Source organism: Cellulomonas sp., from assembly GCF_015234515.1.
Taxonomy (GTDB): domain Bacteria; phylum Actinomycetota; class Actinomycetes; order Actinomycetales; family Cellulomonadaceae; genus Cellulomonas.
Genome location: NZ_JADGMY010000016.1, coordinates 38,147 through 59,764 on the forward strand (window position 1 = coordinate 38,147; position 21,618 = coordinate 59,764).

Here is a 21,618-nt window from a genome sequence, read left to right on the forward strand (position 1 = left end):
TGCCGTGCTCATTCCTGCCGTGCAGGACGGGCTGGAGCGACTCCTGCGCACCGCGCTGCCGCTGAGCGAGCAGCAGGGCGACGTCGTCTTCGACGCCCCGACGTCCACCTGGTCGGCCACCGTGAACCGCCTGACGGTGAACCTCTTCCTCTACGACGTGGCACGCTCCAGCCTGCCCGCGCGCATGGAGGCGCCCGTGCGGCACGCCGACGGCACGGTCGCGCGCCGCCGGTTCCCGCTGCCCATGGTCGAGCTCAGCTTCCTGGTCAGCGCGTGGGCCGGGTCGACGCGCGACGAGCACCAGCTGCTGGGCGACGTGCTGACGCGGCTGATCGCGCACCCGACCGTGCCGGCCGACCTCGCGCCCGCCGCGCTGGCCTCCCCCGTGCAGCTCGCGATCGCCTCCGACGAGCGCAACCGCCCGCGCGACCTGTGGTCGTCGCTCGGCGGGCAGGTGCGCGCGTCGTTCACGCTGGTGGCGACCGTGGCCGCGGACGCCTACCCGTGGCAGGACGCACCGACGGCCGTCGCCGGTGTCGAGGCCGCGCTCTCGCCCCACGTCGACGGGCGACGATGAGAGCGGTCAGCGCACCCAGCGCCCTGGAGGTCGCGCCCGGCGGTACCGGGACGGTCCCCCTGGAGGTGCAGAACACCTCCGGCGTGATCGACGAGCTGACCGTCCAGGTGCTCGGCGTGCCCGCCGGCGCCGTGGACGCGAGCCCGAGCCGCGTCGTGCTGTTCCCCGACGCGACGGCGCACGTGCAGCTGACGTTCCGGCTCCCCGAGACGTTCCCCGCGGGCACCCACGTGCTCTCGGTCGTGCTGACGGGTCGCGCCGGTGGTGCGGCGCCCGCGCCGCTGCCGGTCGAGCTCACGGTGCCCGCGCGGCCCGCCGCCCGGCTCGGCGCCGCTCCCACGCTCGTGCGCGCGCGGCGGCGCGCCGCGTACACGGTGCGGGCCACCAACACCGGCAACGTGCCCCTGGACCTCGCGCTGCGGACGGTCGACACCGACCGCGCGCTGACCGCGACCCTCACGCCGTCGACCCTGCACGTGCCGGTGGGTGGGGTCGCGACCAGCACGGTCGTGGTGCACGCGCCGCGCCGGCTGCTCGGCTCCGACCAGGACCGGGCCGTGCGGGTCGAGGCCGCGGGCGTGGGTGACGACGCGGCGCGCGGTGACGTCCTGCTGACGCTGCGGCACCGGCCGCTCGTGGGCCGCGGCGTCGTCACGGCGCTCGTGCTCCTCGCGATCATCGCGGCGTGGGCGGCGGCGATGTGGTTCGGCATGCGGATGGCGCTGGGTGCCGAGCCCGTCGGCAAGGTCGCCGCGGGGTCGTTCTACGCCGCGACGGTGGGCGCCGGCGCCACCCCGGACGGGGCGCTCGCCAAGGACGGTGCCGTCCCGACCGGGGTGGGCGCGACCCTGACGGGCACGGTCACCTCCGCGGTCGACGGCGAGGGCGTCGGACGGCTGACGGTCGACGCGCTGCGACGCACACGCGAGGGCCTCGTGGTCGTGTCCTCGGCCGCGACGCAGGCGGACGGCACGTACACGATGTCGGGCCTGTTCCCCGGCCCCTACCTGGTCCGCGTCCAGGCCGCTGGCTACCCGAGCGTCTGGTACCCGGCGGTCCCCGACGACACCTCCGCGCGCGCCGTCCAGGCGCCCGCGCAGGAGACCACCGAGGGCGTCGACCTGCGCGTCGAGGGCGACCCGGCGTCCCTGACCGGCACGGTCGAGGTGGGGCAGACCACCCGCGAGGTCGTCGTCGACGTCACCGCGACGGCCGCGTGGGACGGCGCCGACCCGGCGCTGACGTGGACGACCACCACGCAGGGCGGCACCTACCTGTTCGAGGGGCTGCCCGCACCCGGCACGTACGCGCTGACGTTCACGGCCGAGGGCTACGCCCCGACCACCGCGACCGAGCGTGTCCTCGGCGGGCAGCAGCGCATCGCGACCGCCGTGACGCTCGGCGCCGGCACGGGGCAGGTCACGGGCGTCGTCACCGACGGCGTCAACCCCCTGGGCGGCGTGAGCGTCACGACGACGGTCGACGGCGAGGAGGTGCAGGTCGGCACCCCGACGGTCGGCGACGTCGGCCGGTTCGTGCTGCCCGCGCTGCCGACGCCCGCGACGTACGTGCTGACGTTCACGCGCGACGGCTACGGCACGCAGACCCTCGTCGTCGACCTGGCCGCCGGTGAGCAGCGCGACGACGTGCGGGTCACGCTGCCGCCGGGCGCCGGGACGGTCCGGGGCCGCGTCGTCGACCCGGCGGGCGCGGGGCTCGGCGGGGTGCAGGTCGCCGCGGGCGGCGCGGGCGGGACCACGACGACGCTCACCGCCGGTGACGTCGGGGCGTTCACGCTCGCGGGCGTCGGTGCGGGCGAGCTCACGCTGACGTTCACGAAGCCGGGCTACACCTCGACGACCGTCGCGGTCGACGCCGCCACGGGCTCGGCCGGGACCGTGACGCTGCGCCCCGCGGTCGGCACCGTGACGGGACGCGTGCTGCGCGGGGGCACCGGCGCCGCCGGCCTGACCGTGCAGGCCACCGACGGCGCCGAGGTCCGCACCACGACGTCCGCGCAGAGCGGCGCCCTCGGGGCGGGCACGTACGCGCTCGAGGGCCTGCACGCGGGCCGCTGGACCGTGTCCGTCCTGGATGCCGACGGCCGTGCGCTGGCCACGACGCTCGTCGCCGTGAGCGGCGGCGCGGCGGCGCGCACCGACCTGACCGTCCCGGGGCCCTGATGCACGTCGACGTCACCCCCCGCCACCTGCCCGCCGGAGCGGGCGCCACCAGCGAGGCCGTCGTCACGCTGACGAACACGCGCGACGTGATCGCCGGGTTCGGCGTGCGCGTGCTGGGCGTCGACCCCACCTGGGTGCACGTCAGCGACCCCGAGCCGCGGCTGTTCCCCGGCGCGACCGCCAGCGTGCGCGTCGCCCTGACCCTGCCCGTCGACGCGCCCGCGGGCCGCTGGACCGTGAGCGTCGAGGTCATCGACCTGGCCGACCCGGCGGCCGTGAGCGTGCAGGAGGTCGTGCTCGAGGTCCCGCCGCTGCGCCGCACGCGCGTCGTGCTGGACCCCCCGACCGTGACGGCCGGACGCCAGGCCGTGTTCACGGCCGTGCTCCACAACGAGGGCAACACCGAGCACGTCGGCGGCCTGGCCGCGGTGGACCCCGAGGCGCGGGCCGTCTTCGCGTTCGACCCGCCCGAGGTCGTCGTGCCGCCGCGCGCGTCGACGTCCGTGACGCTGACGGCACGCGCCCGCCGCCCGTGGGTGGGCGACCCGCTGCTGCGGCCCTTCGAGGTCCGCACCACCGGCCCGCACGCCCCCGCGCCCGACGCCCCACCGGCGGCGACCGGGGTCTTCGTCCAGCGGCCGCGGTTCACGCGCGGCGCGCTGGCGCTCGTGGGGCTGCTCGCGGCCGTCACGGTGTTCGCGACCGTCATCGCGCTCGCGCTCGGCACGGTCGTGCAGCGCTCGGCGGCCGACCGCGACCTCGCGCTGCAGGTCGCGCAGGCCCGCGACGCCGCCGCGACGAACGGCACGGCACGGCTCGCCGGCACGGTCGTGGAGCTGACGACCGGCGCGACGCTCAGCGACGTCAGCGTCGAGGTCGTCTCGGCCGACGACACGTCGGCGGCGGTCGCGACCGTCGCGACCGCGTCCGACGGCACGTTCGCGGTCGGCCGGCTCGCCGGCGGGTCGTACCTGCTGCGCGTGCGCGGCGCCGGGTTCGCCGAGGTCTGGTACCCCGCGGCGTCGTCGCCGGACGACGCCGTCGCTGTCGAGGTCGAGGACGGCGCCGCCGCCGAGGGCCTCGTCGTGGTCGTCGGCGGTGTGCCCGCGACGCTCGCCGGGACGGTCACGGGCGACGACGTGGGCGGCGCGACCGTCCAGGTGCAGATGCCGCTCGACACCGCACCCCTGCTGGGCACCGACGTCGCGCAGGACGACCCGTCGGGGGCCGCGCCGGCACCGGGTGACGGCGTGGTCGTGCGGACCGTGCCCGTCGGCGAGGACGGCACGTTCGAGATCGCCGACGTCCCCTCGCCCGCCGTGTACGACCTCGTCGTCGCCAAGACCGGGTACGCCACGCACGTCCAGCGCGTCGACGTCGCCGCCGGGGAGTCCCGCAGCGGCCTGGAGCTGCCCCTGCTGCTCGGCGACGGCACCATCAGCGGCACCGTGAGCGGCGGCGGCGGCCCGCTGGGCGGTGCGAGCGTCGTGGCGTCGTCCGCGACGGTCCGCGTCGAGACGGTGTCCCTGACGACCGACGTCGTCGGCTCGTTCGTCCTGCGCGGTCTGCCGACGCCCGGCACCTACACCGTGGTGGTCGGCGCCGACGGCCGCGCCCCGTCGACGCTGACGCTCACGCTCGGGGAGGCCCAGCAGCTCACGGGCGTCGCCGTGGTGCTCGGGGACGCCGAGGGGACGCTCGGCGGCGCGGTGAGCGTGCCGCAGGGCGACCCGGGCGGCGTCGAGGTCACCGTGACCGACGGCGCGAGCACGTGGCGCACGGCCGCCCGGTCCGGGTCCGGCACGTGGCGCCTGGCCGGGGTGCCGGTGCCCGGCACGTACACCGTGACGTTCGCGCGCGCGGACCTGCAGTCGCAGGTGCTGTCGGTGAGCGTCGACGGGTTCGGGCGCGTCACGTCCGGTGCGGCGTCGGCCGCGGGGCTCGACGTGTCGATGCGGCCGGCGACGGGGACGCTGTCGGGCACGGTGCGCCAGCAGGACGCGGCCGGCGCCCCGGTGCCCGCGGGCAACGTCGTGGTCCAGGTGGCGTCCGGCACCGTGACGCGCAGCGTGACCACCGCGTCGACCCCGGCCGGCACCGTCGGGCAGTACGCCGTCGAGGCGCTCCCGCCGGGCACGTACACCGTGACGTTCACGCGGGCCGGGACGCGCCCCGTCGCGCAGATCGTCGTCGTCCAGGCGGGTCAGGACGCGACCCTCAGCCCCGTGCTCGTGCGCCCCGCAGGCGTGCGCGGCACGGTCACACGGGCGGGCGGCACCGTGGTCGGTGGCGCGAACGTGCGGCTCTTCCGCGCCGTCGACTACGGCCTGGCGGGTGCGCAGGCCGTCGCGACGACGACGACCGACGCCTCCGGCGCGTACGCGTTCGACGACGTCGACGCGCCGCAGAACTACCTCGTGGAGGTCCGCGTGGTGGCGGGCGGCTCGGTGCTCGGCGTCTCACCGCCGTTCACGCTGGCCGCCAGCGAGCAGCGGACCGTGGACGTGACCTCGTGAGCGCGCGTGCAGCAGCACGCGGGATCGGAGCACCGCAGTGAGCGACGCCTCCCGGCGCAGCACCGCCACCGCCCCGACCGTCGTGGTCGACACCGCCGCGCACGGCTCGCCCGGCCGCGACGTGGACGTCCCCGTCCGCGTGCGCAACGTCGCGGACGTGCCGCTCGACGTGCACGTCCACGCCGTCGGCCTCGAGCCTGCGTGGGCGCCGGACGCCGTGACGGTCCCGGCCCTGGCGCCGGACGCCACCGCGAGCGCGACGCTGCGGGTGACGCCGCCCGCGGGCGCCGCCGCCGGTGGCTACCCGTTCCTCGTGGTCGTCGAGACCGCAGCCGGCCGCACGGTCACCGACGCGGTCCTGACGCTCGACGTCGCCGGCGAGCTCGTCGTGAGCATCGAGCCCGCCGACGCGCGCGGCCGGGGTCGGCGACGCGTCGACGTCGTGCTCGCGAACACCGGGGCGACCCCCACGTCCGCACGCCTGTCCGCGACCGGCTCGGGCGTCGACGTCCAGGTCCGGCTCGCCGCCGTGGACGTCCCCGCCGCGGGGACCGTGCGCGTACCCGCGCTGCTGCGGTCCCGCCAGCGCTGGGTGGGGCGCGAGCAGCGCCACACCTACCGCGTGACCGCGACGGGACGCGGCGCACCGCAGGACGTGCCGGGGACGTTCACGGCGCGCGCGTGGCTCGGCCCGACCGTGCTGAAGGTGACGGCGGTCGTCGCGGTGCTCGCGCTGTGGGGGGCTGGTGCGCTGGTCGGCATCCCGCGGGTCGTCACGGCGCTCGGCGACCGGCAGTCGGTCGCGGCGGACGGCTCGCCCGGCGACGCCGCCGGCAACGGCCCGGACGGCGCGCAGGACGGCGGGCAGGGCGGCGCCCAGGGTGACGGGCAGGGGGACGCCCAGGACGGCGCCGCCGCACCCGGAGCGGACGCACCGGACGCCCCTGCGACGCCCACGCTGCGCGTCGCCGGCCAGGTCTCCGGCACCGACCCGGCGGGCGCGAGCGTGCAGGTCGTGCCGACGTCGGAGCTGTGGGGCTCCACCGCGGAGCCCGCCACGCCCGGCACGCTGCCGACGGCGGCGGCGCTCGGCCGCGTCGCCCTCGGCGCCGCACTGACCGCCGGGCTCGGCCGCGCGTCGGCCCCGGCCGCCGCGGCCACCGCCGTGCTCCAGGCGCTCGCCCGTCCGACGGGCGCCGCACCCGGCAAGCTCCTCGGCACGGCCCTCACGGTCGAGGGCACGGCACCGACCGCGCAGCGTCTGCGCACCACCACGGACGCGTCCGGCACCTGGGCGTTCGCGGGTCTGTCCCCCACGACGCGCTACCTCGTGACCGTCGCCAAGCCCGGGTACCGCACGCAGCGGTACGTGCTGACGGGCGCCGAGCTCTCGGCCACCCCGCTGCAGACCGAGCTGCGCGCGGGTGACGGCGTCCTGCGCGGCGTCGTCACCGGCCCGGACGGGCCCGTCGGCGGCGTGGGGCTGACCCTCACCGACGGCACGACGACCGTCACGACCCGCACCGTCACCGAGGGCCGCGTGGGCACGTGGTCCGTCGAGGGGCTCAGCACGCCCAGCACCTACCTCGTCACCGCGTCGTCCGACCGGTGGGGAAGCACGTCCCAGCTCGTCACGCTCGGCGCCGCGGGCGAGCGCACGGTGAACCTTTCCGTGGAGCCCGGCGTCGCGTCCCTCACGGGGGTCGCGCTGGGCACCGCCGTGCTCGGCGGTGTCGGCGGCATCGGCGGCCTGACCGTCACCGCGAGCGACGGCACGGTCACGCGCACCGCCACGACCCTCACGGGCGACGACGCCGGCCGCTTCGTCCTGGCCGACCTGCCCGCACCCGGCACGTACACCGTGACGGTCGAGGGCCCGGGCTACGCGACGGTGACGCGCGAGCTGGCCGTCACCCCGGCGGGCGTCGCGGGCTGGGAGGTCGCGATGACGGCCGTCGGCGGCGCGGTGACCGGCACGGTCCGCGGCGACGACGGCGCGGGCGTGACCGCCGCCGGGCTGACCCTGAGCGACGGCACCGAGACGTACAAGTCGATGTCGTCGTCGGACGGCAACGGGTCGTACCGGTTCGTCGGCGTCACCGCCGGGACGTACGTGCTGTCCGCCGAGGCGTTCGGGTACGTCACGGGCTACGCGCAGGTCGAGGTGACGGCGGGTGGCGCCGTGACGTCCGACCTGGTGCTGACGACGGTCCCGGGCGACGGGCTCGTCGCGACCGCGGGGATCACCGGCCGCGTCACCGACGCCTCGACCGGCGCCCGCGTGGAGTGCCTGGCGACCACCGAGCCGTGCCTCGTCACCGTGACCACGACCGCGACGGCGCTCGACGGCACGACCCGCACCGTCACCGCGACCGCCGCACCCGACGACGCGTACGTCCTGCCCGCCGACGGCGACGGCGGCCTGCTGCCCGGCCGGTACACGCTCAGCGTGTCGGTGCCGGGGTACGAGAGCGGCACCGTGGCCGTGACCGTGCCGATGGGCGCGGTCGTCGAGGCCGCGACCGTGGCGCTGACACCGTCCCCGTCCCTGGTCGGGTCCGTGCTGCCGCGCGTGGGTGCACTCCCCCCGGACGTGTGCGTCGTGGCGCGTCGCGCGGGCTCGACCACCACGTGCGTGCCCGCGACCGCGACCTGCACGGACACCGACGCCCGCTGCGCGCCCGTCACGCACGGCATGTACGAGCTGCGGCGCCTGCCCGCCGGGACGTGGGAGGTCGTCGTCGCGGGGCTGCCCGACGACGACTGGGTGACGCCCGACCCCGTCGAGGTCGTGCTGATGCCCGGTGAGACCAAGCGTTACGACGCGACCATCGAGCGGCTCGGCATCATCCGGGTCACGACGCTGCGCGCCGACGCGACCGGCGCCATCGAGGTCGCGCGCGGCGCACCGGTGCGGGCCATGCAGGTGGCCGGCACGACCGTGCGCACCGCCGTCAGCGACGAGCACGGCATCGCGGAGCTCCGGGGCCTGACGCCCGGCACGTACACGATCCTCGCGGCGGCGGCCGACGACCCGGGCGTGGCCGTCACGATCGATCGTGACGTCTCCCTGAACCAGCAGCTCGACGCGACCGTGGTGCTCGCGTCACCGGTCGGGAACCAGGTCGTGCAGGTCGTCGTGCAGTCCGCGCACGACGCCTTCCAGGCGCGCGAGGGCGCGCGCCTCACGGTCACGGGCGTCGTCGGGTACTCGGGCACCACGCAGGTGCGCCGCAGCCAGACGTACACGACCGACGCGGCCGGCGAGGCGCTGGTGTGCACGACCCCGGCCGGTGCGTGCAGCGGCCGCCCGGTGCTGGCCCTGGTGTCCGGGCAGGTCGACCTGGTGGTGCAGGCCGACGGGTTCGACACGCTGCGCCTCAACGGCGTCGAGCTGGGCGCGCACGACCGCGTCGTCCTCACACCGTCGTACCAGCTGCTCGACGCGTCGGTCGTGCTCGTCCCCCGGGTCGCCACGCTGCCCGGTGTCACGTTCGAGACCGTGTCCGCGCCGCCCGGCACGGGGACGGTGCGCCTGACGCCCGCGGTGACGGGCACCGAGACGACCTTCGACGAGGGGTCCGACGCCCGCCCCGCGACCCGCGTGGCCCTGACCTTCGTCGACACCGTCATCGGCGTCGAGAACCGCATCAGGCCCGGCACCTACCGCTTCGCGGTGCGAGCGCCCGGCTGGAGCACGCAGACCGCGGCGTCCGAGATCGTCGTCGAGGTCCCCTACCGCGCGTCCGACACCCCGGCCGCGACGCGCTCGGAGACGGTGCTGCTGCGCGACGGTGGCGTGCGCGTCACGCTCGCGCCCGACGGTGCGGCGCCCCTGGCCGCGGCGCGCGTCACGCTGTCCGCCGACGGCACCGTCGTCGCGCAGCGCGACGTGAGCGCCGCCGCCGTGGTCGACCTCGGCGCCGTGCCGGTGGGCACGTACGAGGTGCAGGTCGTCGCCGCCGGGTTCCGCACGCCCGAGCCGGTGGGCGTCGAGGTCGTCGCGGGGACCGTCGCGACGCCGTCGGTCCCGCTCGCCGGGCTGGGCCGCGTCCAGGGCACGGTGTCGACGCGGCTGGGCGCGGGGTGGACCGTCGCGCTGCCCGGCGCCGACGTGCGCGGCGAGGGCCCCGCCGACGCGACCGGGGCGACGGACGTCACGTTCACCGCCCGGTCCGGCACCGCCGGCGAGTTCACGCTGGTCGGGGACCTGGACCGCGAGGGCCTGTGGGCCGGCGACTGGGACGTGGCCGCGTCGGCCGACGCCCACACGTCGGCGACCGCGCTCGCGACCGTGACGACGGGCGCCACGACCTCGCACCTCGAGCTCGACCCGCTCGGCTCGACGCTCACGGTGCGCGTCACCGACGCCGCCGGCGCGCCGGTCACGTCGGGCCTCAACGTCCGCCTGGCGTACTCCGACCACGCGGTGACGATCGCACCGCCCACCGTCGAGGACGACGAGTTCGTGTTCGCCGGGCTGCTGCCGCTGACGTACACGCTGTGGGTGGTGCCCTCGACCACCGAGTACACGACCGTGAGCACCCGCGTCACCGTCGGCCCCGGCCAGCCCGGCCGCGTCGAGGTGCCGCTCGCGACGCCCACGGGCGCGGTGCAGGGCCAGGTGACGCAGGAGACCGCCGACGGTGCGAGCGTCGCGCTGCCGGGCGTCGTCGTGACCGCCACGCCGCAGGGCGCCACCGAGGGCGTCGCCGTCACCACCGGCCCCGACGGCCGCTACCTGCTCAGCGGCCTGGGCGGCGGCACGTACGCGCTGACGTTCGTCGCGTCCGGCGTGACGATCACCCGCGGCGTGCAGGTCGTGCCCGGCCAGGGCACCGTGCTGGACGTGACGTTCCCGCTGGCACGCCACGCGGTGACCGTGCAGCTCACGTCGACCATCGGCGCGGACCTGACCGGCGGGCTCGTGACGCTGACGTCGGGCACGGGCACGGTGCTGGGCCCGCAGCCGGTCTCGCGGTCCGGGTCCCGGTACGTGACGACGTTCGCGCAGGTGCCGCCGGGCACGTGGACCGCGCGTGCCACGGGGCCCGCGGGGCACCTCGCGACGGTCGAGGACACCGTGGAGGTCACGGGCCCGACGACGGTGCCGCTGCAGCTGCGGGAGGTCGAGCTGCGGCTGCGCGCGACGGGCGGCGCGCCGTCGGTCGTCGTCCGGGTGACACCGACGGGCGGCAGCGCGCTGGACGTGCCGCTGATCGACGGTGCGAGCGACTCGCTGCTGTACCTGCCGGGCACGACGAGCGGGCCGGCCGCGCAGCTGACGGCGACGACGTCCGCCGGGTGGCAGGTGGCGCTGTCGCAGTCGACGGTGCCGGCGAACGCCACGCGCCTGCTCGTGACCGCGACGACGACCCCGGCCCCGGTGGCCACGACGGTGTCGGCGACGACGTCGGCGCCCGTCGAGGTCGGCACCGACCTGACCGTCACGGTGACCGTGACGACCGCGTCCGGCACCCCCGCGGGGCTGGTGCGCGTGGCCGTCGGCTCGCCGCCCGCCTGGGGGACGGCCGTGACCGCGACGCTCGTGGGCGGCACGGCGACCCTCACGCTGCCGACGACCGGCTGGTCGCCGGGCAGCACCACCCTGGCGGTGCGGTACGAGCCGTCGGCGACGACGTGGGAGCCCTCGAGCACGACGGTGAGCGCCCAGGTCCAGCCCGTCCCGGGCGGACCCGGCGGACCGCAGGTCACGGGCGAGCCGACGCCCTCCGGTGAGCCGGGGGAGCCGGTCGGGCCGTGACACCCTGCGGCCGCCGTGGGAGAAGATGGTGGGGCACGCGTGGGACCACGCGGGTGCCGCCGGTGCGGCGCGACGAGAAGGGCACACCACGTGATCGAGATCCTCAGCCCCGACGAGGTGGCTCGCGCGCGTGACACGGGTGCCCTGGTCGGCGGGATCCTGCAGGCGCTGCGCCGCCGCGCCACGGTGGGCACCAACCTGCTGGAGATCGACCGCTGGACGCAGCGCATGATCCTCGACGCGGGTGCGCAGTCCTGCTACGTGGACTACGCGCCGTCGTTCGGGCGCGGGCCGTTCGGCCACTACATCTGCACGGCCGTCAACGACGCCGTCCTGCACGGCCTGCCGCACGACTACGCGCTGCGCGACGGCGACCTGCTGACGCTCGACCTGGCAGTGTCCCTGCGCGGGATCGCCGCGGACGCCGCGATCAGCTTCGTGGTGGGCACGCCGCGCGACCCCGCCGACGTCGCGCTCGTCGAGGTGACCGAGCGCGCGCTGGCCGCCGCCATCGCGGCCGCCCGCCCCGGAGCGCGCACGGGCGACCTGTCGCACGCCATCGGGACCGTGCTGACGGACGCCGGGTACCCGGTGAACACCGAGTTCGGTGGCCACGGCATCGGCTCGACCATGCACCAGGACCCGCACGTCGCCAACGCGGGCCGCCCCGGCCGCGGCTACCCGCTGCGCCCGGGTCTGCTGCTCGCGCTCGAGCCGTGGGTCATGGCGGACACCGACCGGCTCGTCACCGACGCCGACGGCTGGACCCTGCGCAGCGCGACGGGCTGCCGCACGGCGCACAGCGAGCACACGATCGCGATCACCGAGGACGGCGCGGAGATCCTGACGCTCCCCCGCTGACGCGCGGCCGCCCGCCCCGCGGGGCCGTCAGCTCAGGACGAGCATCGCCACGACGAACGCGACACCCGCGCCCAGCAGCGCGGACACCAGCGCGACCACCCACGTGCGCGGGTGGGTGCACGGCACCGGCACGAGGACCTCGAGGACCTGCGGCTCCGGCTCGGGGGCCGGCGGTGGCGGCAGCACGGGCGCCGGGCGCGGGGTCAGGTCGGCGCCGCAGCGCACGCACGGCCCGCGCGCGTGCGCGTTGTGCTCGCCGCAGACCAGGCACGCGACGACGACCCCGGCGACCTCACCCTCGACGCCCGGGGACCGGCGCACCGGGCCCTGGTCGACGTCCGACGCGGCCGCCCGGGCAGCGCCGCGGTCGGCCCAGAACAGCGGGAAGTCGCACTGCGGGCAGAACGCCGACGCGTCGCGGCGCAGCAGGTCGAGCGTCGACCGCGTCCCGCACTCGGGGCACGTCACCGTGTCCGTGGGGGTCACGGTGTCGACGAACCGGCCCTCACCCAGGCCCACGCCCAGCACGGGCTCACGCACCACCTCGGTCATCGGGACTCCCCCTCCGGTCGGGGCCACACCGTGCGGCCCGCCACCACCAGCTCGACGCGCACGTGCGCCGGCACCTCGGCGCGCACCAGCTCGACCAGCTCGTCCTGCGTCAGCCGCCCGGTCGACGCGGCCTCGAGCCGCACCCACGCGGTGTCCGTCGGCTCCTCGCCCAGCGGGTGCACACCGCCACCGTCGACGACGTGCGCGGGCCCGCCGGTGTACCCCTCGAGCAGCACGCGCAGCCCGTGGGCGGTCCCGCGCCACGGCAGCGCCGCAGCTCCGGCCGCGAGCAGGTCCCGCTGCAGGTCCTCCGGGAGGTCCGCGTCGAGGCCCGGCAGCCCGATCCAGCGCGCCAGGTAGCGCACCATCTCGGGTGGTGCGAGCCGCGGGTCCGCCAGGTACGGCAGGTTGTCCGGGTGGGCCAGCAGCGTCTCGGCCTCGGCCTGGAAGATCCGCACGAACCGCGAGAAGAAGTCCTCCGCGACCATGCCCGCAGGCAGCTGCGCGAGCAGCCAGTCCTCAGCGCGTCCCACGTCGGGCCCCCGTCGCCGCGGACGTCATCGGACGACCACGCGGTGCTCGGCGGACAGCAGCAGCGTGTCCGCGTCGATCGTCAGGGACTCGCGGCCCTCGCCGACGCGGCGGCCGTTGCGCAGGTCGTACCCGAACAGCGTGACCTCGTCGACGCCCAGCACGCCGTCGACGCCCTCGGCGACCTGCGCGACGGCGGTCGCGGTGAGCGTCTGACCGAACGGCCACCCGGTGCCCTGCGGACCGCCGACCAGCGGGTGCACGAACCGCGTGACGGCCTCCACGACGCGCTCGCGCACGGCCTGCACGGGACGCCCGGGGACCGCCCGCACGAGGGCCGCGACGGACACCCCGTGGTAGAACGGCGCCCCCAGCCCCACGGACACCCCGACGGTCCGGCGCAGGTCGAGCTCGGCCGCGACGACGTCGAGCAGCCGCGGCGAGAGGACGAAGTCGTCGATGGTGTGGGTGCGCGGGTCGGTGCGCACCTGCGGCACCAGCAGCACGTGCACGGGACGCGCCGGGCCGTCGGGCGGCACGGGCAGGCAGCGGGCACGCGCGACCTCGACGGACGCCTGCCGCGCGACCTGCTCGAAGTCCGACGCGGTCACCGCGCGCTGCCCCGTGCGCAGCGCGAGCGGGCCGCGCACCTTGGCCTCGTCGACCGTCTCGGCGTCCACGCCCCCGGTCGCGGGCACGAGGTTCGCGACCGAGCGCACCGACGGCAGCGCGGTGCGCAGCGACGTCACGGTGCGCGCCCCGACGTTGCCGCGCGAGCCGCCCCCGGTGCGGTAGCCCGTGACGCGCACCTGGGCGCCGTCGGGCGGCACCGCGCCGTGCTGGCGGGTCGTGCCGTCGGGCTGGCGGACGGCCGGACCGAACCGCACCTCCCCGGTGGCGGAGTCCCACACCACGTGCCGGTCGTCCGGCCCGGACGCGGAGAAGTCCGGGACCTCGTCCCACTCGCCGGCGCCCGTGTGGTCGACGACGACGACGCGCTCGTCGCCGCGTCGCGTGGCCACCGGGGCCGCGCTGACCGCGAACCGCTGGCCCGGGCGCCCGTCGGAGCGGCCCAGCACCTCCGCCGGCATCGCCTGCGCGTGCTCGGCCGGCACGCTCACGCCGACCGTGCGGACCTGCACGGAGCCCACCTGCGGGGACGCCTGGTAGGCGGGCCGCCCGTCGGCGCGGTCCAGCAGGCGCGCGCGCAGCCAGTAGGCGGTCGTCCCGCCGATCGTCAGGGGCGCGTGCCGGTCGCCGACCAGCAGCGTCACGGCACCGTCGCGGTTCAGGCCGCCCGTGGTGTCCTCGTCGACGACCGTGGGCACCCACGCCTCGCCGCTCCACACCTCCCACGCCAGCGGTGGGCGCGTCGGGTCGACGCCGATGCCCTCGGCGTGCGCCGTGACGTCCAGGCGCAGCACGAGGTCCGCGAGCGGGTCGGTGCAGCCCAGGTAGAACGCGTCGCCGTCGCGGATGGGCGACGACGGGAAGCAGCGGACGCTCTCGCCCGGCACCTGCAGCGGCTCCCACGCGTCGGTCGAGGCCGCGCCGTCCGGCCCGGCGGTGCGCGCGGCGACCAGGCGCGGTGGCACGGCGACGGCCTCGGCCGACGTCGCGAACACCACGGGCTCCTGCCCGCCGACCGTCACGGTCGACACCGCGGTCCCCTCGGGGACGACCACGGGCTCGGTCGCGGGCGCCGCGAGCCGGAACGTCAGGCGCGTGTGCGCGACCGACGGCGGGAACGGCTCGACGCCGACCAGTCCCAGGAAGTGCGCGTACATCCGGTCCGGCACCTGGTTGACCCGGTAGAGCACCATCTCGCCGACCCACGCGAACAGCTCGACGAGAGCGACGCCGGGGTCCGACAGGTTGTGGTTGGTCCACTCGGGCGTGAACCGCGGGATGAGGCGCTTCGTCTCGTCGACGATGTCCTGGAACCGGCGGTCGTCGAGGTTCGGCGGGTCGAGCGGCGGCATGTCAGGAGTCCTCGCGGGGGATCACGTAGAAGGGGAAGACCAGGTTGCGGCGGTCGTTGGTGGACCGGACGCGGTAGTCGATCTGGATGTGGAGCAGGCCCGAGTCGCCCGGGTCCTGCACGGGGCGCACGTCCTCGACCTCGACGCGCGGCTCCCACTGGGCGAGCGCGTCGCGCACGGCCTGGCGTACCAGACCGACGAGGTTGGGCGTGATCGGCTCGAAGAGCAGGTCCCAGATGCGGCAGCCGAACGCGGGGCGCATCAGGCGCTCGCCGGGTGCCGTGAGCAGGACGACGCGCATCGCGTCCTCGACGTCGCCGACGCCGTCGGTCATGGCGATCGACCCGGTGTGGTCGACCGCGAAGGGCCACGCGAAGCCGCGGCCCACGAAGTCCGCGGCGGCCGTCATGCGCGCGGACGGGTGCTGGAGCTCGCTCATCAGTTGATCGCCACCGGGTTGCCGACGATCTTGGTGGGACCGGACGCGGAGACCTCGGCGGTGCCGTTGGCCTTGAGCGCGATCTGCGCGCCCGTGACCTCGACCTTGGCCGTGCCCTCGATCTTCACGGTGGTGCCCTTCAGCCGCAGCTCGTTGTCCGCCTGCACCGCGATGTCGGTGCCGCGCACGGTGACCCGTCCCTTGCCGTCCAGCTCGATGGACGACGACCCGGCGACGATGCGCAGCGGGATCTGGCCGACCTCCAGGACGGCCTGCTGCTGCGAGATCCGCAGGCCGTGCCCCGCGGCGCCGAGCGCGAGCTCGACGTACGCGTCGTCGCCCGACTCGCCGTCGCCGAGCACGAGCCGCTGCCCGTGGCGCGAGTGCATCGAGCGCACGCGCGGCCCCCCGTCGGCCCGGATGGTCTGCGGCGGCGGCGCGGACGCCGAGTGCAGGCCACCGAGCACGACCGGCCGGCTGACGTCACCGCCCTCGAACGCGACCAGCACCTCGTCCCCCGGCTCGTGCTGCAGGACCATGCCGCCCGCGCTGCCGCCGCCGGGTGCCAGCACGCGCGCCCAGTCCGACGACGTACGGTCCGACGCGGTCACGTACGTGACGCGCACGCGGCCCAGCCGGTCGGGGTCGTCCGTGCTATTGACCGTGGCGACGACCAGCCCGGAGTGGTGGGCGGACGACGCCGCCCGCTCCCCCGACGCGGCCGTGCCCAGCCGCACGGGCTCGCGGTCACCCGCGACGAACGACGTGCGCGACGCACGGCCGTCGAACCGGTGCTCGACCTCCTGCACGTAGTACGTGCCGTCGAGGGGGCCGCCCTCGACGACCTCGACCTCACCCCCCGGCACGACGTCCGGCGCCAGCGGGCCGCGGCCCTGCGCCTCGACCCGGCCGTGCCGCGCGGCGAGCGCCTCGGCACGCACGCGCGCCTCCTCGGCGGAGCGCACCTGCAGCCCGCCGACCTGGATCTGGGGGGTCGCGCCGTCCGCGTCGACGCGCGCCGTGAAGCCCGCGCGCGGCGCCGGCGCGCTCGCGGTCGCCCGCACGGCCGTCGTCGTCGCGGCGTCCCAGCCCTGCACGACGTACGTCGCGTCGGGCCGCCCGACCTGGCGGGCCGACAGCTCCTCGAGGTCCAGACCGACCGTCAGGCGGGGGCGCCGCGCACCCTTGGCGGTCCCCTTCGCGCGCTCCCACACGCGCAGCGTCGTGCCGTCCACCACCCAGTCGAGCCCGGAGGCCACCGCGAGCTCGTCGATGAGCCCCAGCGGTGAGTCCGCCTGCAGGTGCCACGGCTCGGTGCGCGACGTCGGCCAGCCCTGCACGCTCAGCCGGGCGGCGCGCGCGAGCTCGGCGACCACCTGGGAGGCGTCGACGTTGGCGCGTGCCACGACGCCCGCGTCGGTGGTCAGCGCGTACGCGCCGTCGTGCGCCGTGACCGTGGTGGTGCTGCCGCGGTCGTCCGCGCGCGTGCCCAGCGCCGTGACCGTGCCGGTGAACAGTGACGTGCCGTCGACGCGCACCTCGACGTCCTGCCCGATCGCCAGGCGCGAGGTGACCAGCCGGTACCCGCGGTCGACGAACGTGAGCGACGCCCGGCCCACCGTCCGCACGCCGCGCTGCACGCGCACGTCCACGAGGTCGTCGAGCTCCGTGACGCCCAGCGGCCGCCCGCCCAGGCGCACGTCGAACGACGTGTGCGCGAGCGGGTTGAGGCGCGCGGTCCCGACGTCCGTCGTCACGCGTCACCCCGCGGGACGGACAGCACGGTGCCCGGGCGCAGGTCCAGCGGGTCGTCGATGCCGTTGGCCTCGGCCAGCGCGCGCCACCGCGTCGGGTCGCCGTAGTGCTGCGCTGCGATGCGGTCGAGGGTCTCCCCCGCCTGGACCCGGTGCACGCGGTGCGGCTGCGGCGTGCCCGACGTCGGGTTCTGCGGGCCGAACGCGCGCGACGGCTCGTACTGCCGCAGCTCGAGCCCCGCGCGGGCGCGCAGCGGCGTGCCGGACGCGGAGAAGTACGTGAACGTCAGCTCGAGCGCCGCGACGACGGCCGTGAACGAGTGCAGGTCACCCCAGTGGAACGTCACGGTCGGTGGGCGGACGTTGCCCGTGGCCTCGTCCGCCCCCGGGAGCGACGGGTCGACCTCCATGAGCTCGAGCAGCCGGCCGGTGTGCCGGGTGACGTCGCTGCCGTCGTGCGTGGTGTCGAAGAACAGGTCGACGCTCAGCACGCCCGACGACGAGCCCGCGTACCGCAGGCGCGGCACGCCGCGGCCCGGGCGCGGGTCGCCCACCCAGTGGTTCTCGCGCGTGAGCTGCAGCTGCGCCGGGTTGAACAGGCACGGCACCTTCTGCCCGCCCTCGATCTCGAGGAACGCCTTGACCGGAGCGGTCGTCGCCGTCATGAGAACACCTCCCGCGTGCGGCGCCAGGTGCGCCGTTCGTCCTGCTCCGCCAGCCGCGCCTCGACGATGCGCACGACCCTGTCGTCCAGCTCGTGCTCCAACCAGGACGTGAGCTCGGCGCGCAGCCGCCGCTCGACGTCCGCGTGGGGTGGGCGTACCTCGTCGTGCACGGGGGTCCTCTCCTGGCCGGCCGGGGGCAGCCACCGTCGGACGACGGTCGCTCCCTGGGCCGATGCGGGGACGGCGGGGGCGGCGGCGCCGAGAGCGGGCCGGCCGGAGGTGGTGGTCGGTGCCGCGGCAGGGGCCGCGGACGGCGCCGACACGGGGACGCGCCGCACGACCGTGCGGGGCGGCAGCACCGTCATCCGACGCACGGGCCCGGCAGCGGCCGCGGCCAGCGCGGGTGCCGGGGCGAGAGCGCGGGCGCCGGCGGGCGCGGGGAGGGCTGCGGGCGAGGTGCCCGGCGACCACGCGGTGCGGGGGGACGCGGCGCCGGACCACGCGGTGCCCGACGACGCGGTGCCCGAGGACGCAGTGCCCGACCACGCGGTGCCCGACGACGCGGTGCCCGACCACGCGGTGCCCGACGACGCAGTGCCCGACCACGCAGTGCCCGACGACGCAGAGCCGGACGACGTCGGGCGGGCGACCGCCGGGACGGCAGGCCCACCGGGACGGCCAGGGCGGCCGCCGGTCCCGTGGGCGCTCCCGGCCCGCGCGACGGGACCGCTCGAGCCGGGCCCGGGGCGGCCCGCGCTCCGGCCGGCGCGGGCGACGGCGGGCAGCGTCGGCGCGCTGACGGCGGCGCGCAGCGCTCCGCCCGTCGCCGCGGCGCGGACCCCGACGGGCTGGACGGCACGCGCCAGCTCACCGGCGCCGCGCAGCGCCGCGACCGCGGGCGTGCGGGTCGCAGGGCCGGTGGCGGTCGCGAGGGACCGGCGCACAGCGGTCGTGGCGGGGACGGCGGACGAGGGGGCAGCCGCCGACGACGCGGGGCCGGCCGGCGACGCGCCCGACCGGGTGGCACGGTCGGCTGCCGGCGCGGCGAGGCCGGCGCCGGGGACGGGCGCCGTCGTGGACGTGGTCGGCACGGAGGCGCGTGCGGAGGTGAACGGCACGGAAGCGGTCGGCACGGAGGCGGTCGGCACGGAGACGGTCGGCACGGAGACGGTCGGCACGGAGACGGTCGGCGCGGAGGCACCGGGCCCGGTGGCGTGCGCGGACGCGCTGGGCACAGAGGTCGTCGGCGCCGGCGGCGCGGCGTGCGTCGTCGCGGACACGGCCGCAGGCACCGGTGAGGACGCCGACGCGCCCCGCGCCACTGCCGCCGCGGACGTGACGGCCGGAGCCCCGGACGTGGCCGAGGAGGCGGCACCACGCGCGGCGGCGGCGACGGCTCCGGCAGCCGGCGCGACCGACCGGCGCACGGTGCTCGGGTGCACGTCGGCGTGCGGAGCGGTGACGGCCCGCGCCTGCGTCCCCGCGGTCACGCCCGGCGCGACGGGACCGACGGCCGGGGTGCCGGCGCGCCCGGCCGCACGGCCGGCCACGACGGTCCCCGCGGCGGCGCGGCCCAGGTGGCTCGCGACGCCGCCGTGACGGCCGACCGGGAGCGCGGGACCCGCCGTCCCCAGGCTCGTGGCGCGGCGGACGAACGGCCGCCGGTGACCGGAGCCGGGCAGCGCCCCGGCTCCACGCCACGCCGGAGCGGCGGCGGCGAGGCCATGACCGACGGCACGCGGCGCGCTCGCGAGGGAGCCGACGTCGCTGCCGACCGGCCCACGCGGACCGGCGGCGGCTCGCGGACCGCCGGCCCCCGCGGTGAGCGCCGCGGGGCCGGACGCGGGCGGACCGTCGACGGTGGCCCGGAGCGAGTTCGAGGCGGTGGTCACGGGCGTACCCGGCGCGACGGCGTCCGACCGGTGCGCGGACGCCGCGACAACCGCAGAAGACGTCCGTGGCGCCGCAGACGACGTGCGGAGCGCAGCAGGCGACGTGACGGGCACCGCGGGCGCCGTCACGGGCGCAGCGGGCGACGTCACGGGCACAGCAGGCGACGTCACGGGCACAGCAGGCGACGTCACGGAGGCCGCGGGCGACGTGACGGAGGCCGCGGGCCGCGCCCACCGGCGCACGGCCCGGGCAGGCTCACGGCCCGGCGCCCCGGCGACGGGGACCGCGGCCCGGACGTCCAGGTCCCGCGAGCCACGCAGTGCGAGCGAGGCGCGGCGCACCGGCCCGCGCAGCGCGGTGACGGCCGTCGGCAGTCCCGCCGCAGCACGAGGCGCGGACGCCGCGAGCGCACTGCCCGGGGCGACGCGCGCAGCGTGCTCACGACCGGCAGGACCGCTCGCGCTCCGGGCGTCGGAGGACCGGACGGTGGGGGCGCCGGCAGGGACGGCGACGCGGGTCGCCGCGCGGCGGCGCAGCGCGGCGCCGGCCTGCAGACGACGACGCACGAGGGCACCGCCGGGCCCCGGACGACCGGACGACGCAGGGGCGCTGCCGCGCACCGTCATCGCAGGCGCGCTACCGGGCGCCGTCGGCCTCGTCGGCGCCGCAGCGCCCGGCGCGGGACGGCCGGGTGACGGCTGCTGCGGCGCCGTGGTCGGCCCCGGGCGGCCCCGGGCGGTCCGGCGGCGCGGGGCGACGTCGGACGGTGTGGTCATGGTCCCGACGGCGCGCACGGCGTCGGGCAGGCGCATCGGGACGACGCGTGGTGCGAGCCGGGCCTGGACGGCGCCGGGCCGGTGACCGCGCTCGTCGGGCAGGCGGTCGGCGGAGCGCGGCAGGCCGCGCGGGCGCTCGCCGTGCGCTGCGACGACGACCGCGTCCTGCGCCGCGCGGGCGCGACGCTCGGCCGCCAGCTCCCCGGACCACCAGCGCGGCGGGCGCACCACGTCGGCCACGCGCACCTGCGCGTGGACCGGGGACGGGCCCGCGAGCGCGCGCCGCACGGCGACGGGACGCCCGGACCCGGCGGCGAACCGTGCCGCCGCCGACGCGAGGGACCCGATCGCGGCCGGGCGCGGGCGGCTCACCGGGCCGGGCCGGCGCCACCGCTGCGCGACGCCAGCGCCCAGCGGGGTCGCCGGGGCGCGGCCGGTCGCCTCCTCGGCAGCCGGGCCGGTCGCCCCGTCCGCAGCCCGAGCCGTCATCGCGTCACCGCGCGGAAGCCGTGGTGCGCGACCTCGAGCGACTCGGTGAGCGGCACGTCGGAGTCGGCCGACAGCGACGGACCCGTCCAGCTCACGGCGAAGACGCCGTCGAGCTCCCAGGACCGCAGCCGGTTGCCGCGCTCGTCGATCACCGTGATGGCGCCCGTCGCGCGCGTCAGGGTGTCGCCGTTGCCGGCGAAGCCCTGCCCGGACGACCGCTGCACCCAGCCGAAGAGCGCGTCGGACTGCACCATGCCGCGGGTGAACACCAGGTGCGGCCAGCGCATCACGCCGGGCAGCTGGTGCACGTACCCGTTCTGGCCGCCCTCGACGTGCTCGACGACGTCCACGTCGAGGCGCAGACCCTGCACCTCGCGGAACGTGCCGATCTCCACGCCGTCGACCTCCAGCAGGAACCTGCTGGAGGTGGGCGGCACCCCGCCGCCCAGGGGCGTCTGCTCAGACACTGTCGCGCACCGCCTCCCATGCCTGCTCGTTCATCGCCGCGACCGCCCGGACCATGCGGACCCGGTCGAGGTGCTCGAGGTCCAGCAGGTCGTCCATCGGCCAGTGCAGGTGGTACGCCAGGTAGGCGATCTCCTGCCAGACCGCGTCGACGGGGTAGCGCAGCACGGT

14 protein-coding genes are annotated in these 21,618 nt (G+C 77.3%); 5 read left to right on the top strand and 9 right to left on the bottom strand.

The genetic code is table 11. The annotated features are described in order from the left end of the window. Positions 1–4: 4 nt before the first annotated feature. The 5 genes from IR158_RS05980 to map all read left to right on the top strand — a co-directional run bounded on the left by IR158_RS05980 (position 5) and on the right by map (position 11,901). Positions 5–577: a DUF4255 domain-containing protein gene (locus IR158_RS05980; protein WP_291810720.1), complete on the top strand. Its 573-nt coding sequence runs from the start codon at positions 5–7 to the stop codon at positions 575–577. Further along, positions 574–2,760 (top strand): carboxypeptidase-like regulatory domain-containing protein, encoded by a 2,187-nt coding sequence (locus IR158_RS05985; protein ID WP_291810722.1) that lies wholly within the window; start codon positions 574–576, stop codon positions 2,758–2,760. The genes IR158_RS05980 and IR158_RS05985 overlap by 4 nt, the downstream gene beginning before the upstream one ends. Continuing rightward, complete coding sequence (locus IR158_RS05990; RefSeq protein WP_291810725.1) at positions 2,760–5,276, top strand: carboxypeptidase-like regulatory domain-containing protein; 2,517 nt, start codon at positions 2,760–2,762, stop codon at positions 5,274–5,276. The genes IR158_RS05985 and IR158_RS05990 overlap by 1 nt, the downstream gene beginning before the upstream one ends. 37 nt (positions 5,277–5,313) lie before the next feature. Next, positions 5,314–11,040 (top strand): carboxypeptidase regulatory-like domain-containing protein, encoded by a 5,727-nt coding sequence (locus IR158_RS05995; RefSeq protein ID WP_291810727.1) that lies wholly within the window; start codon positions 5,314–5,316, stop codon positions 11,038–11,040. 90 nt (positions 11,041–11,130) lie between these two features. Continuing rightward, positions 11,131–11,901, top strand: a complete 771-nt coding sequence (map, locus tag IR158_RS06000; RefSeq protein ID WP_291810728.1) for a type I methionyl aminopeptidase — start codon at positions 11,131–11,133, stop codon at positions 11,899–11,901. 27 nt (positions 11,902–11,928) lie between these two features. Here the strand turns inward: map and IR158_RS06005 are convergent, their stop codons facing one another. Genes IR158_RS06005 through IR158_RS06045 form a run of 9 tightly spaced genes read right to left on the bottom strand, consistent with a single transcriptional unit; the run spans position 11,929 to position 21,615 of the window. Then, a complete protein-coding gene (locus tag IR158_RS06005; protein WP_291810731.1) occupies positions 11,929–12,453 on the bottom strand; it encodes a hypothetical protein in 525 nt (174 codons plus the stop codon). Next, on the bottom strand, positions 12,450–12,986 hold the full coding sequence (locus IR158_RS06010; RefSeq protein ID WP_291810732.1) for a phage tail protein: 537 nt from the start codon (positions 12,984–12,986) through the stop codon (positions 12,450–12,452). Before IR158_RS06010 ends, IR158_RS06005 begins: the two co-directional genes overlap by 4 nt. A 24-nt stretch (positions 12,987–13,010) precedes the next feature. Then, on the bottom strand, positions 13,011–14,966 hold the full coding sequence (locus tag IR158_RS06015) for a putative baseplate assembly protein (protein WP_291810734.1): 1,956 nt from the start codon (positions 14,964–14,966) through the stop codon (positions 13,011–13,013). Between the two features lies 1 nt (position 14,967). Beyond that, positions 14,968–15,405: a GPW/gp25 family protein gene (locus IR158_RS06020; protein WP_291810736.1), complete on the bottom strand. Its 438-nt coding sequence runs from the start codon at positions 15,403–15,405 to the stop codon at positions 14,968–14,970. Next, entirely contained in the window at positions 15,405–17,162 is a 1,758-nt protein-coding gene (locus IR158_RS06025; protein ID WP_291810738.1) for a phage baseplate assembly protein V, read from the bottom strand. The genes IR158_RS06020 and IR158_RS06025 overlap by 1 nt, the downstream gene beginning before the upstream one ends. Continuing rightward, positions 17,159–17,824: a LysM peptidoglycan-binding domain-containing protein gene (locus IR158_RS06030; protein ID WP_227576582.1), complete on the bottom strand. Its 666-nt coding sequence runs from the start codon at positions 17,822–17,824 to the stop codon at positions 17,159–17,161. Before IR158_RS06030 ends, IR158_RS06025 begins: the two co-directional genes overlap by 4 nt. Next, positions 17,821–20,982: a hypothetical protein gene (locus IR158_RS06035; RefSeq protein ID WP_291810740.1), complete on the bottom strand. Its 3,162-nt coding sequence runs from the start codon at positions 20,980–20,982 to the stop codon at positions 17,821–17,823. The genes IR158_RS06030 and IR158_RS06035 overlap by 4 nt, the downstream gene beginning before the upstream one ends. Then, positions 20,979–21,449, bottom strand: a complete 471-nt coding sequence (locus tag IR158_RS06040) for a phage tail protein (RefSeq protein ID WP_291810741.1) — start codon at positions 21,447–21,449, stop codon at positions 20,979–20,981. The genes IR158_RS06035 and IR158_RS06040 overlap by 4 nt, the downstream gene beginning before the upstream one ends. Further along, positions 21,442–21,615, bottom strand: coding sequence for a DUF6760 family protein (locus IR158_RS06045; RefSeq protein ID WP_227566422.1), 174 nt, complete (start codon positions 21,613–21,615; stop codon positions 21,442–21,444). Before IR158_RS06045 ends, IR158_RS06040 begins: the two co-directional genes overlap by 8 nt. Between the last annotated feature and the right edge of the window lie 3 nt (positions 21,616–21,618).

What these genes read in the sequence shown, in the direction of transcription:
- IR158_RS06030 (WP_227576582.1), bottom strand. Translation starts at nt 17,824, where the DNA reads ATGACGGCGACGACCGCTCCGGTCAAGGCGTTCCTCGAGATCGAGGGC.
- IR158_RS05985 (WP_291810722.1), top strand. Translation starts at nt 574, where the DNA reads ATGAGAGCGGTCAGCGCACCCAGCGCCCTGGAGGTCGCGCCCGGCGGT.
- IR158_RS06015 (WP_291810734.1), bottom strand. Translation starts at nt 14,966, where the DNA reads ATGCCGCCGCTCGACCCGCCGAACCTCGACGACCGCCGGTTCCAGGAC.
- IR158_RS06035 (WP_291810740.1), bottom strand. Translation starts at nt 20,982, where the DNA reads ATGACGGCTCGGGCTGCGGACGGGGCGACCGGCCCGGCTGCCGAGGAG.
- IR158_RS05990 (WP_291810725.1), top strand. Translation starts at nt 2,760, where the DNA reads ATGCACGTCGACGTCACCCCCCGCCACCTGCCCGCCGGAGCGGGCGCC.
- IR158_RS06020 (WP_291810736.1), bottom strand. Translation starts at nt 15,405, where the DNA reads ATGAGCGAGCTCCAGCACCCGTCCGCGCGCATGACGGCCGCCGCGGAC.
- IR158_RS06005 (WP_291810731.1), bottom strand. Translation starts at nt 12,453, where the DNA reads ATGACCGAGGTGGTGCGTGAGCCCGTGCTGGGCGTGGGCCTGGGTGAG.